We start from the raw sequence: 12,573 nt of genomic DNA, 5'->3' as shown, positions 1-12,573 counted from the left end.
AGTCGGTTCATGCAGCGCTCCAGCTACCCGATAGCAACCGTAGACCACGGGCCCGGCTCACGGTGCGACCACCCGCCCCCGGTGTCGAATGCGCACCACCCGCGGCAGCGGTGACCCCCAGGCTCCAGTGTCGCAGCGCCGCACCCACTCCCGCGTCGAGTAGCCTGCTGAAATGCGTCGCTATGTTGCCGCCATCGATCAAGGTACGACCTCGAGCCGGTGCATCGTCTTCGACCACCAGGGCCGGATCGCCGGAGTCGCCCAGCGCGAACACGAGCAGATCTTCCCGCAGCCCGGCTGGGTCGAGCACGATGCCGAAACCATTTGGCGCAACACCGAAGCCGTGATCGGCGAGGTGCTGGACAAGCTCGGGATCGGGGCCGCCGACATCGCCGCGGCCGGCGTCACCAATCAGCGCGAGACCACCGTGGTGTGGGAGCGCGCCACCGGCAAGCCGATCCACAATGCCATCGTCTGGCAGGACACCCGGACCGCCGCGCTCACCGAGGAACTCGCCGGTGACCACGGCCCCAACCGCTACGCCGACCGCACCGGCCTGCCGCTGTCCACCTACTTCGCCGGGCCGAAACTGCGCTGGATTCTCGACCAGGTGCCGGGCGCCCGGCAGCGCGCCGAGGACGGCGAACTGTGTTTCGGCACCATCGACAGCTGGATTCTGTGGAATCTGACCGGCGAGCACATCACCGACGTCACCAATGCCTCCCGCACCATGCTCATGGATCTGCGCACGCTGCAATGGGATCCGCGGATCTGCGCGGAATTCGGGGTGCCGATGGGCATGCTGCCCGCGATCCGCAGTTCCTCGGAGGTGTACGCGGACATCACCAGCACCGCACTGGCGGGCGTACCGGTGGCGGGCATTCTCGGCGACCAGCAGGCGGCAACCTTCGGGCAAGCGTGCCTGACACCGGGCGACACCAAGAACACCTACGGCACCGGCAACTTCATGCTCATGAACACCGGCACCACACCGGTTTTCAGCGAGCACGGACTGCTGACCACCGTCTGTTACCGGCTCGGTGAGGAAGACGCCGTGTACGCGCTGGAGGGTTCCATCGCCGTCACCGGCTCGCTGGTGCAGTGGCTGCGCGACAATCTGGGCATCATCAATTCCGCCGACGACATCGAGGAGCTGGCCCGCAGCGTGCCCGACAATGGCGGCGCGTACGTGGTGCCCGCCTTCTCCGGCCTGTTCGCCCCGCGCTGGCGGCCGGACGCGCGCGGGGTGTTCGCGGGCCTGACGCGGTTCGTCAACAAGGGCCACATCGCGCGAGCCGTGCTGGAGGCCACCGCATTCCAGACCCGCGAGGTCATCGACGCCATGCGCGCGGATGCCGAGGCGCAGCAGCTGGATGTCGCCAAGGTGACCCTCAAGGTCGACGGCGGCATGGTGGTGAACGAACTGCTCATGCAGTTCCAGTCCGACATCCTGGACGCGCCCGTGGTGCGCCCGGTCGTCACCGAGACCACCGCCCTGGGCGCCGCCTACGCGGCCGGGCTGGCGGTCGGCTACTGGGCGAGCCCGGAGGACATCCGGGCCAACTGGGCCGAGGACAAGCGCTGGAATCCCACCATGTCCGAGGGCGACCGCGACTACCTCATGCACGAGTGGAACAAGGCGGTCGAACGCACCTACAACTGGGTTTGACCACCCCCGTCATCCCGGCATGCTTTCGGCCGGGATCCACACGGGAAGGTGCAGTACCTACTGTGTGGATCCCGGCCAAGAAGCGCGCCGGGATGACGGGCGGGTCATCGGAATACGATATGCCGTAGAGCGACTGCTCGACCCACGGCGACGCAGGGGTACCCGCCCGGAGCGACCTACCGCAGCGGGCGGGTACGTCCTAGACCGGCTCGGCGACGGCGACCAGCGGGTAGACGCCGTTCTCGTCGTGGACCTCGCGGCCGGTGACGGGCGGGTTGAACACGCACATCATGCGCATGCGGGTGCGGGCGTCGAGGCGGTGCCGTTCGTGGCCGTTCAGCAGGTACATCGAGCCGGGGGCCAGCTGGTAGGCGGTCTGGTTGTCGAGGTCGATGAGAGTGCCCTCGCCCTCCACCAGCCAGACCGCTTCGATGTGGTTCCGGTAGTGGAATTCGTGGGTGGTGCCCGCCTCGATTGTGGTCTCGTGGAAGGAGAATCCGACTCCGTCGCCGCCCAATACGATGCGCTTGCTGCGCCAGCCCGGTCCCGCGACATCGCGGTCGGTGCCGGTGATTTCGGCGGTGGTGCGCACGATCATGGTCAGTTGCCCTTTCCGGCGCAGACGACATCGACGGAGGTGGCCAGGATTTCGAGGCCGTGGTCGAGTTCGTCGGCGGTAATGGTCAGCGGGGGAAGCAGTTTCACGACTTCGTCCTCGGGGCCGGAGGTCTCCACCAGCAGGCCGTGGTCGAAGGCGACACTGCACACCTTGCCGGCGAGGGAGGCGTCGGCGAAGGCGAGACCGTGCACCAGCCCGCGGCCACGGCTGCTGAGCCCCTCGTGCGCGGCGGCCATGCCGCCGAGCGCGCGCTGAATGCGTTCGCCCTTCACGAAGGTCGCGGTCTGCAGGCCGCCGTCGGACCAATAGTGCTGCAGCGCGGCCTGAGCCGTGACGAAGGCGGGATTGTTGCCGCGGAAGGTGCCATTGTGCTCGCCGGGCGCCCACTGGTCGAGCTCGGGTTTCATGAGCACCAGCGCCATCGGAAGCCCGTAGCCGCCAATGGATTTGGACAGCGTCACGATATCGGGGGTGATGCCCGCCGCCTCGAAGGAGAAGAACGGCCCGGTGCGCCCGCAGCCCATCTGCACATCGTCGACGATGAGCAGGATGCCGCGTGCGGCGCACAGTTCGGCCAAGCGCCGCAACCATTCCGGCCGCGCCACGTTCACCCCGCCCTCACCCTGCACGGTTTCCACGATGACCGCGGCGGGGACGTCCAGACCCGACGAGGTGTCGTCGAGCGCGCGCTCCATCCACTCCAGGCCGTCGGTGTCGCCCAGGTAGCCGTCGTAGGGCATCGAGGTCGAATGGTTCAGCGGCACACCGGCTCCCGCACGCTTACCGGCATTGCCGGTGACGGCGAGCGCGCCCAGGGTCATGCCGTGGAAGGCATTGGTGAAGTTCAGCACGGCGGTGCGCCCGGTCACCTTGCGCGCCAGCTTGAGCGCGGCTTCGACGGCGTTCGCGCCGGTGGGTCCGGGGAACTGCACCTTGTAGTCGAGCCCGCGCGGCAGCAGAACCGTGCGCTGCAGGGTCTCGAGCAGATTGCGCTTGGCGACCGTGGACATGTCCAGGCCGTGCGTGATCCCGTCGCCCGCAATGTAATCCACGAGCGCCTGCTTGAGCACGGGATTGTTGTGCCCGTAGTTGAGCGCGCCCGCGCCGGCGAAGAAGTCGAGGTAGTCGCGGCCGCTCTCGTCGTGCAGCCAGGCGCCGCTGGCGGTATCGAACACCGTCGGCCAGGAACGGCAGTAGCCGCGCACATTCGACTCGACGTGCTCGAAGATCGTCATATCGGTGCTGGTCATCATTCCTCCGGGTGGGTCGGGGTGATGCGGTAGAGAAGTTCCGGCTCGTGCGGATCCGGGAAGTCCGGGCGTTCGAAGAGGGGTCGCGAGGTCAGGGCCGCGCCGCGGCGGCGGGCCAGGGCGGCGAACATGGCGATGGACGCCTTGTTGTCGGGCGAGATGGTGGTCTCGAGGGTCGAGACACCTTGCAGGGACAGGTCGTCCAGCAGGCGGTCGAGCATGGAGACGCCCAATCCGAGCCCGCGGTAGGGATGGTCGACGGCCACCTGCCAGACGAACAGGGTGCCGGGCGCCTCCTGCCGCCGGTAGCCGATGACGAATCCGGCTACCGTACGCCCGATTTCGGCCACCATCGAGGTGGCAGCGAAGTCACGGCACCACATCAGGTACGCGTAACTCGAATTGGTGTCCAGCACACCGGAATCGGCCGCGATATGCCAGATGTCGGCGCCGTCGGCGACACGGGGGCTGCGCAGCACGGTGTGCGAATCGATGGTCGTGGTGGCCCACACCTGTGCGGGGCCCGGGAGTACATCTTCGGAAACGGGAAATTGGCTGAATTGCGTCTTCATGACGAATCTCAGCCTTACCGAGCGATCTTGAGGTCACCCGGTCGAGATCATTACCGTTTCATGACGGCTATGCCGGCGATCGTCATGAAAGCGTACTTTTCGCGCGCGCGAAAGCCGCGCCACCTGCGGGTACGCCGGTGGCGCGGATTGTTTCGAATTGCCGCGGATTACTTCCGGACGATTACTCGGCCAGGTCGGGGCAGATGGGCAGGCGGACCACGAAGCGCGCGCCACCGCCCGGGCGGTCCGCGCAGTCGACGCGCCCGCCGTGTGCGGCCACCGTCTCCGCGACCAGCGCCAGACCGATGCCGGTGCCGGTCGCGGTGCGACGGCCGGCGCGCACGGTGGCGAAGCGTTCGAAGATGCGTTCTCGTTCTGCCACAGGGACTCCCGGGCCGCGGTCGTCGACCGCGATCACCGCCGCATCGCCCGCGCGCCGGACGCTGACGCCGGTGATGCCACCGCCGTGGCGGACGGCATTGTCGAGCAGATTCGCCAGTGCGCGTTCGAGTTCCAGCTTGCGGCCGCTGATCGTCACATCCTCGACCACGGTCAGCAGTTCGGACGCGTGCTTCCGGCCGGAGAGGGTATGCCTGAGCAGATCCGCTACCGAAAGGGGTTCGGTATCACCCGCATGGACGCCCGCCTCGACGCGCGCCAAGGCCAGCATGTCGTCGAGCGTGCCGACCAGATGCTCCAGCTCGTCGTCGACCAGCGCCAGCGCACGCCGGGAACGCTCCGGCATATCGTCCGCATACCGTTGCAGCACACCGACACTGGTGACGAGCGTCGTGAGCGGTGTGCGCAGTTCGTGGCTCACATCGCCGACCAGGCGGCGTTCCCGTTCGATCCGGCGTTGCAGCGAATCGACCATGCTGTTGAAGGCATCCACCGTCGGCGAGAGATCGTGGTCCTCCGAGCGCGGCAGCCGAGTGTTCAACTCGCCCGCGGCGATTCGCGAGGCGGTGCCCGAGATCCGGCCGAGGGGTTCGAGCACGCGGCGGCTCACCCACACGCCGACGGCCGCACCGATCAGGGTGGCGGCAAGCACGCTGGCGATCAGCACATGCCCCAGCCGGGCGGCGGATTCGCCGGGATGACTTCGCACATAGTCGGTTCCGACCGTGTACATGATCACCGCCAGCAGGAAGGACACCAGGCTGGCGCTCACCGCGAAGGCGAAAACCACACGGCCGCGCAGACTTTGCGGTACCCGCAAGCGTCGGCGCGGGCGTTCGCCGGTCACCGCTGCACGTCGAGCCGGTACCCGAGGCCCCGTACCGTCACGACCACTCGTGGATCCGAGGGATCCCGTTCGATCTTCGTGCGCAGGCGGCGGATATGTACGTCCACGATCCGCTCGTCACCGAAAAATCCTTGGTCCCAGACTCTTTCGAGCAGAGTGGCGCGGCTGAAGACACGTCCCGCCGAACCGGCCAGCTCGCACAGCAGGCGATATTCGGTGATGGTCAGATGGATCTGCTCGTCGCCGCGGCGCACGGTGCCGCTTTCGGGCGCGAGCACCAGGGGTGCGTCCGGATGCTCATCCAGCACGGTGGTGGCGAGCTCGGGTTCGTCCTCACCGGCGGCGGCCTCGACGGCGAATTGCATGCGGCGGCGGACCGCCCGCATGCGGGCGGTGATCTCCTTGACCTCGAACGGCTTGGTGACGAAGTCATCGGCACCCGCTTCCAGCGCCGCCACCACATCATGGGTGTCGTCGCGGGCGCTCACCACGATGATGGGCACATCGTGGTCGCGGCGGATCTCCCGGATACAGGTGAAGCCGTCCATGCCGCCGAGCATGAGGTCGACGATGACGACGTCGGGCGCGCCGTGGTCCCGCAGCAGCCTGAGCGCGACCTCCGCCTCCTCCGCCTCGGAGACGTCGTAACCCTCGTCCTCCATCGCCAGCCGCAGGGCGGCGCGGACGCGGTCGTCATCCTCCACGATCATCAGGTTCGCACTCATATCAGTCCTCACTGTCAGCCAGATCGGGCCGCGTGCGCTCGGAAAGCGCACAGCAACCCGCCCGCACAGTCACAGCAACAAGGACTACCCGGTCACGTCAAATCGAAACCGAATCGTGACATTGCCCACCGGTGGCTTGCCAACGGGGGTTACACCTGCCCGTGGGCCTTGGCCAGCCGGTCGACGGCTTCCCTCAGAGTGCCCGCGTCGGAGGTGGTGAAGCACAGTCGCATGGAATGCGAGTAGTCGGTGGAGACGGCGAACGCGGAACCGGGCACGTAGGCCACGCCCGCGTCCAGCGCCTGCGGCAGCAGGGCCTGGGTGTCGGTGCCGTCGGTGAAGTCGACCCACACGAACATGCCGCCCGCCGCGTCGGTGGCGGTGACGCGGTCGCCGAAGCGGGTGCGCACGGCGTCCACGAGCGCGTGCGCACGTTCGCCGTAGGCGGTGCGGACGGTGTCGATGTGCGTGCCGAGCCAGGCGGTGTCGGCGAGCAGGTCGGCGGTGATCTGCTGGGTGAGCGCCGAACCACACAGATCCGCGCCCTGCTTGAGCAGCTCGACCGCGCGGCACACGCGCACGGGCGCGGTCATCCACCCGGCCCGCAGGGTGGGGGCCAGGATCTTGGAGGCGCTGGAGAGCCGGATCACATTGGGCGAGTGGGCGGCCACAGGATCCGGGGACGGCCGGTCGAACCAGAGTTCGCCGTACGGGTCGTCCTCGATCACCCAGAACCCGTGCGAGTCAGCGAGTTCCGCCAGTTCGCGACGGCGCTGCGGGCTCATGGTGACGCCGCCGGGATTGTGGAAGTTGCTCACCGTGTGCACGAAGGCCGGACGTTCCCCGCTCGCCAGCAACTCGCGCAGAACATCGATGCGCATACCCTCGGAATCCAAGGGCACGGCCAGGATTCGCGCGCCCGCGGACCGGAACACCTGTAGCGCACCGACATACGCGGGATCCTCGACGATCACCAGTGCGCCGGGATCGAGCAGCACCTCGGCCAGCAGCGAAAGCGCCTGCTGCGAGCCGTGTGTCACGAAGACCTCGTCGACCGGCACGGTCCGGCCCAGTCGCGCCGACTCCCGCGCGGCGAGCACCTCGCGGAGCGGACCCCACCCCGGCGACTCGGTGTACTGCAACCGCGACCGATCCGACAGCGCCGCCTCGGCCGCTACCGCGATGCGATCGCGCGGCATGAGTTCGGCATCCGGCAGCCCTCCGGCCAGGCTGATGATGTCGGCGCGCGCGGTGAGCTTGAGCAGGTCGCGAATGGCCGAACTCCGCAGGCCGTCGAGACGCCGCGACAGCGGGGGGACTTGCGCCGACATGGGAACACCTCCGAGGGAACGCCGGGGTATGCGAAATTCCACCATGTCACACGGCTACCAGAATATGAAATGACATTCCCATACTCTGAGATGAACCAACCCGCAGCTGCGGTGTTCACCCCGTCATCCCCGCGTGCTTTTGGCGGGGATCCACAGTCGACGGCACAGCCGATTGCGGTGGATCCCGGCCAAAAGCATGCCGGGATGACGGGAGGGCTACTCCGGGTACTGAATGGCCTGGATGAGGTTCCGGCCCTCCAGGTTCACCGTGGTGATGTGCGGCCGGTACACCGTGGTCGTCCCGTCCGGGCGATGCTCGGTCACATCCACATCGAACTGCTCCGGCTGCACCTGCAGGATCCGCACGCAGTATGTGGTCCCCGGCGGAATCTGCTGGTCGATCGCGCCCTGCATGACATCGGCCGGCAGCACATTCGACCCCGGAGCCACGAACGACAGCGCCTTGACGCCGCTGCGCTCGGAATAGTAGGCGTGCTGGAAGCCGAGAATGGCGTCCGCGCCACTGGCCGTACTGCCCGGCCCGTTCCCGATGGTGAGATTGCCCTCCCGCTTGGTGGGGCAGCTCAATTCGGCCGGTGCGGACGAGGTGGTGACCGACTGCTTGGCCGTGGACGTGGCGGGCACGACAGAGGTCGCCGCCTGGTCGTCCGACCCGCCGTCCCGGGACGTCACCGCGACCACGACGCCCGCCGCGACCACGAGCGCGACCACCGCACCCACACCCGCCGCGATCTTCCCCCACGGCGGCGCGGGCTTCTCTTCCTCCGGGCTCTTCCCCTGCGGCGCAACATTTTTCGGCGCCAGCGCGCGTCCGATCGGGTCATCGGCCCACGACAGCGAATCCGCCTGCGACTCGGCCCGTTCCGGCGGCGGCGTGGGCGGGAACCCATCCGACCCCGAATCCCGCCACCACGAACCGGCGCTACCGGCCCCCGAAGACTGCACCGCCGCACCGGAATTCGACGCGGCCGCAGCCGACTGTTGCGCGCTCCCCGCGACCGGGTTGGCCACGACGGTGGGATCGGCACCCGCACCCGACGGATACTGTCCGCCCACGGGGGGATACTGACCGGTCGACGGCTGTTGCGGCGCGACCGGCGAATACTGCCCGGTGGCAGGCGATTCCCCACCCACCGGCGGGTACTGCCCGGTGGCCGGCGGCGTCCACGAATCCGGCGCACGATACTGCGGCGGCGGCGCCGGCACCGACGGCGGCGCATCGGCGGGACGCCACGCCAGATCCGGGCTGGCGGGCTCGCCCGCGGGTGCCCATCCGGCCGCACCCGGCTCCACAGCCGGACCGAAGTCGTTCAGCGAGGGGCCGAAATCATTGAGGGCAGGCCCGAATCCGGCAGGATCGGACTCGGAATCATCCACGGGCGGCCCGAAACCACCGGGCGCAGCGCCGGAGTCACGCACCGGCGGGCCGAAATCATTCAGGGCCGGACCGAAGCCGGGTTCCGGCTGGGCCGCGCCTGGCCCCGGCTGGGACTCGGACTCGCGGTCAGGGCGATCCGCCGTCTCGTCCTTGCCGGAAACCATCACCCGTCCTTTCGCCACACACACGTGGGGCGGTCACCCCTGACCGCCCCACGCGACAGACTCACCTGTCAACCGGTGCCGCTGGCGCGGCACCGCCTCAGTTCTGTACCGAACCGCCCACCTGTGCGGTCAGACCACCGAAGTCCGACGTCTGGGCAGGAAGTTCACCTGCCGGGAGCTTACCAATCTGGCCGGCGGCCTCCAGGATGGTCTCGCCACCGGGGAGCAGACGGATCCAGTTCTCGGCGTCGGCCTTGAGGGCGTTGGCGAGCGTGGTGTCGAGGATGAACTCGAGCTTGCGGTCCTCGTCGGTGCCGGCGGTGGCGAACGCCGTCACCTTGATCTGGTTGGCGATCGTGTAGTCCAGCGACATGCCGGCCGCGCCGACGCCGCCCGGCGTGGTGTAGCCGATGGTGCCGACGTAGCCGTCCAGGTTGCTGAAATGGTGGGTGTTGGCGGCCCAGCCGCCCAGCAGGGTGCCGCCGTCGATGCTGACACCGAGCTCACTGTGCGGGCCGGTCATCTCGACCACCGGCGCGGTGGGGGCGGAGTCCAGGACCGGCGCCTGCCAGCGCGGCTGCTGCTCGACCACGACCTCGTCGGTCAGGGTGTTCACGGACGGATCGGCCGGGGCGCCGTTGCCGGCGCCGGGCTGACCGGTGCCCGTCTGCGGATTCTGCACGCCCGCCTGCTGATTCTGCTGGCCGGCCGGATTCTGCTGTCCCGCTTGCTGATTCTGCTCGCCGGTCTGCACGTTCTGGCCCGGCACCGGCAGCGGGGCGACCCGCGGCACGGTCACACCCGGCTGCACCTTCTTGGGATCGGTGCCGGCGGGCTGATTCTCGTTGGCCTTCGGGCTCTCCGAGTCCGGCTTGGGCGCAGCGTCGTTCGACTTCGGCGTCTCGTCGTTCGGTTTGGGCGAGCCCGGCGTGGTCACACCCGGCTGGCCGTTGTTGTTCTGCGCGCCGTTGTTCTGGCCGCCATTGTTGTTCTGCCCGTTGTCATTCGGCGCGGTGTTGTTGCGCCCGCCGGGCTCGACGGTGCTCTCGTCGGTGCCGCCGTTCTGCCCGGGGGCGGCCGGCACCGCGCCCGGATCGGCGGGTGCCGCATTGGCGGGTGTGCTGAACAGCGTCACCGCCGTGGCCGCGACGGCCAACGACAGGGAGGTGCTCGCCTTGATCCGGTTCGGCTTGCGGTGCTTCACTTTTCGCTCGATTCCTTCGTCCCTCGCGCGCGATCGGTACGCGAGTGCCGGTCAGGTCGAGCACCGGCTCCGCCGACGGTCATTTGAGCACCGGCTCCGCCGGAAGGGTTGACCCCCCGACAATCTCGCGATCACCCTGCCCGATCGCATCCCGTGGCGAAGTGAATCACACGTGGTGCAAGGCGGCAAGCGGCAGATGTCACAACTTTCGCTGTTCATCTGCCGGCCGCCCCGGCCGACGAGTTGTGTTCGCTATCAATCGAGGTCGTCGTGGCGCATGAGCTGGCGTGCGGCCTCGGTCACCGAACCGGTCAGCGACGGGTACACCGAGAAGGTCTGCGCGAGATCGTTGACGGTCAGATTGTTCTGCACCGCGAGGGCGATCGGCAGAATGAGCTCGGAAGCGATGGGCGCCACCACAACTCCGCCGATGACCACGCCGGTGGCGGGACGGCAGAAGATCTTCACGAAACCCCGTCGCAGGCCCGACATCTTGGCCCGCGGATTGGTGTTGAGCGGCAGCATGACCGTGCGCGCGGGCACCTCACCATTGTCGATCGCCGTCTGCGAGACGCCGACGGTGGCGATCTCCGGGCGCGTGAACACCGCGGACGCAACGGTTTTCAGGCGGATCGGCTGCACGCCCTCACCGAGCGCGTGGTACATGGCGATGCGGCCCTGCATGGCGGCCACGGACGCGAGCGGCAGCAGGCCGGTGCAGTCGCCGGCCGCGTACACGCCGGGCGCGGTGGTGCGGGAAACCCGGTCCACGCGCAGGTATCCGCCCTTGTCGAGTTCGATGCCGACGCGCTGCAGGCCCAGGTTCTCGGTGTTGGGCACGGAGCCGACGGTCATGAGCGCGTGGGAGCCGGTCACGACGCGGCCGTCGGACAGCTTCACCGCGATGCCGTCGGCGGTGCGCTCCACCGCGTCCGCGCGCGCGTGCTTGACCAGTTCCACACCGCGCTCGGCGAGCGCCTCCTCCAGCACCAGCGCGGCGTCGGCGTCCTCGCCGGGCAGCACGCGGTCGCGGCTGGAGACGAGTTTCACCTTCACGCCCATCTCGGTATAGGCGGACACGAATTCGGCGCCGGTCACACCGGAGCCGACCACGACCAGTGTCTCGGGCAGTTCCTTGAGGTCGTAGAGCTGACGCCAGTTCAGGATGCGGTCACCGTCGGGTTCGGCGCCGGGCAGCACCCGGGGGCTGGCGCCGGTGGCGATGAGCACCACCTCGGCCTCGAGAATCTGCTGGCCGTCCGGGCAGGTGGCCTTCACCAGGTGGGTGGCCAGGCCGGGCGCCTGGTCGATGATCTCGCCGAAGCCGGACAGCACGGTCACGCCGGCCGTCTGCAACTTGGCCTTGATGTCGGAGGACTGCGCCTGCGCGAGCGCCTTCACGCGCGAGTTCACCTCGGCCAGGCGCACCTGCGCCTGCGAGGGGTGCACGGTGATGCCCAGGTCGCGGGCGCGGCGCAGGTCGGTGCGCACGCCGGTGGACGCGATGAAGGTCTTGGACGGCACGCAATCCCACAGCACGCATGCGCCGCCGATGCCGTCACTGTCGATCAGCGTGACCGGCGCGCCGTGCTGTGCCGCGACCAGCGCCGCCTCGTAACCGGCCGGACCGCCACCGATGATCGCAATGCGGGTCATTGTCCCTCGCTTCTGCCTCGGCGCTCGGGATCTCCGGCCGCCGCCCTACAACGTTATCGGGCCAGGTCCTCACGGCTGCGAGCACGTCGGGTGTGATCTTTACGGGCGTTTTGTGCGTTTAGCTACCACGCCGCGCCCGTGCGCGAACCGCCCGGTGACGGGGATCGGGGACGGTTGCGGATTTTGTTCGATAGGCTTTTGTGGTGCCGATTTACGCCGCCTATGGATCCAACATGGATCCCGAGCAGATGCTGAAGCGCTGCCCGCACTCCCCCGTGTACGGAACCGGCTGGCTGGAGGGTTGGCGGCTGACCTTCGCGGGCGACGACATCGGCTGGGAGGGCCCGCTGGCCACCGTGGTCGAGGACCCCGCCGAACGCGTCTTCGTCGTCCTCTACGACGTCCCGGACGACGACGAGATCAGCCTGGACCGCTGGGAGGGCTCGGACTTCGGCATCCACAAGAAGATCCGGCTGCGCGTCACCCCCAACCAGAGCACCGGCACCGACCCGGTCCTCGCCTGGCTGTACGTGCTCGACGCCTACGAGGGCGGCCTACCGTCGGCCCGCTACCTGGGCGTCATCGCCGACGCCGCCGAAAAGGCGGGCGCACCAGCGGATTACGTGCTCGCCCTGCGCACCCGCAACTCCAAGAACGTGGGACCGGGCACCTTCGGGCTGTAATCTCCCAGGGGCTCCGCCCCCGGACCCCCGGAATCGGGGGCGCTGCCCCCGGCCC

Annotated in this window: 11 protein-coding genes; 2 read left to right on the top strand and 9 right to left on the bottom strand. The window is 68.6% G+C overall.

Features of this window, described 5'->3' with window-relative positions; translation table 11 throughout:
* Nucleotides 1–172 precede the first annotated feature (172 nt).
* Nucleotides 173–1,669: a glycerol kinase GlpK gene (gene glpK / locus H0264_RS07000; RefSeq protein ID WP_181583210.1), complete on the top strand. Its 1,497-nt coding sequence runs from the start codon at nt 173–175 to the stop codon at nt 1,667–1,669.
* Between the two features lie 199 nt (nt 1,670–1,868).
* On the opposite strand, the gene H0264_RS06995 is transcribed toward glpK, so the two are convergent.
* From H0264_RS06995 to H0264_RS06955, 9 genes are all read right to left on the bottom strand, one after another.
* Nucleotides 1,869–2,267: an ectoine synthase gene (locus tag H0264_RS06995; protein WP_181583209.1), complete on the bottom strand. Its 399-nt coding sequence runs from the start codon at nt 2,265–2,267 to the stop codon at nt 1,869–1,871.
* A 2-nt stretch (nt 2,268–2,269) separates the two neighbouring features.
* Complete coding sequence (ectB, locus tag H0264_RS06990; protein WP_181583208.1) at nt 2,270–3,538, bottom strand: diaminobutyrate--2-oxoglutarate transaminase; 1,269 nt, start codon at nt 3,536–3,538, stop codon at nt 2,270–2,272.
* Entirely contained in the window at nt 3,538–4,110 is a 573-nt protein-coding gene (gene ectA / locus H0264_RS06985; RefSeq protein WP_181583207.1) for a diaminobutyrate acetyltransferase, read from the bottom strand. Before ectA ends, ectB begins: the two co-directional genes overlap by 1 nt.
* Nucleotides 4,111–4,291: 181 nt before the next feature.
* Nucleotides 4,292–5,356 carry a sensor histidine kinase gene (locus tag H0264_RS06980; RefSeq protein WP_244976124.1) on the bottom strand — a complete coding sequence of 355 codons (1,065 nt, stop codon included), beginning with the start codon at nt 5,354–5,356 and terminating at the stop codon, nt 4,292–4,294.
* Entirely contained in the window at nt 5,353–6,081 is a 729-nt protein-coding gene (locus H0264_RS06975; RefSeq protein WP_181583206.1) for a response regulator transcription factor, read from the bottom strand. Before H0264_RS06975 ends, H0264_RS06980 begins: the two co-directional genes overlap by 4 nt.
* Nucleotides 6,082–6,230: 149 nt before the next feature.
* Nucleotides 6,231–7,412: an aminotransferase-like domain-containing protein gene (locus H0264_RS06970; RefSeq protein ID WP_181583205.1), complete on the bottom strand. Its 1,182-nt coding sequence runs from the start codon at nt 7,410–7,412 to the stop codon at nt 6,231–6,233.
* 216 nt (nt 7,413–7,628) lie between these two features.
* Complete coding sequence (locus H0264_RS06965) at nt 7,629–8,975, bottom strand: DUF8176 domain-containing protein (RefSeq protein WP_181583204.1); 1,347 nt, start codon at nt 8,973–8,975, stop codon at nt 7,629–7,631.
* A gap of 97 nt (nt 8,976–9,072) precedes the next feature.
* Nucleotides 9,073–10,179, bottom strand: a complete 1,107-nt coding sequence (locus H0264_RS06960) for a hypothetical protein (RefSeq protein ID WP_244976123.1) — start codon at nt 10,177–10,179, stop codon at nt 9,073–9,075.
* Between the two features lie 255 nt (nt 10,180–10,434).
* Nucleotides 10,435–11,835: an NAD(P)H-quinone dehydrogenase gene (locus H0264_RS06955; protein WP_181583203.1), complete on the bottom strand. Its 1,401-nt coding sequence runs from the start codon at nt 11,833–11,835 to the stop codon at nt 10,435–10,437.
* Nucleotides 11,836–12,038: 203 nt separating this feature from the next.
* On the opposite strand from H0264_RS06955, the gene H0264_RS06950 reads away from it, so the two are divergent.
* On the top strand, nt 12,039–12,518 hold the full coding sequence (locus tag H0264_RS06950; RefSeq protein WP_181583202.1) for a gamma-glutamylcyclotransferase family protein: 480 nt from the start codon (nt 12,039–12,041) through the stop codon (nt 12,516–12,518).
* The last annotated feature ends 55 nt before the right edge of the window (nt 12,519–12,573 follow it).

It is taken from the genome of Nocardia huaxiensis, from assembly GCF_013744875.1.
Classification (GTDB): domain Bacteria; phylum Actinomycetota; class Actinomycetes; order Mycobacteriales; family Mycobacteriaceae; genus Nocardia; species Nocardia huaxiensis.
The sequence above is the reverse complement of the archived record's forward strand: the minus strand, read 5'-3'. Positions and strand labels throughout refer to the sequence as shown.